Source organism: Psychrobacter sp. W2-37-MNA-CIBAN-0211, assembly GCF_040309405.1.
GTDB lineage: Bacteria > Pseudomonadota > Gammaproteobacteria > Pseudomonadales > Moraxellaceae > Psychrobacter > Psychrobacter glaciei.
Window position 1 is genome coordinate 1 of sequence record NZ_JBEOOU010000626.1, and the last position, 232, is coordinate 232.

General features: G+C 62.1%; 1 protein-coding gene. It reads left to right on the top strand.

What is annotated here, in order from left to right:
- The coding region (locus AAEY72_RS16520) for a cation:dicarboxylate symporter family transporter (RefSeq protein ID WP_352311792.1) at nt 1-232 on the top strand (232 nt) is incomplete at both ends.

Here is a 232-nt window from a genome sequence, read left to right on the forward strand (position 1 = left end):
TCGTTGATCACCTCCAAGGGCGCCCATGGCATTCCAGGCTCGGCATTGGTGATTCTGGCGGCAACGCTCACGGCGATACCCGCGATTCCGGTGGTCGGCCTGGTGTTGGTGCTGGCGGTGGACTGGTTCATGGGCATCGGTCGGGCGCTGACCAACCTGATCGGCAACTGCGTGGCCACCGTGGCAATTGCGCGCTGGGAAAAAGACATTGATATCCAGCGCGCCAACAAGG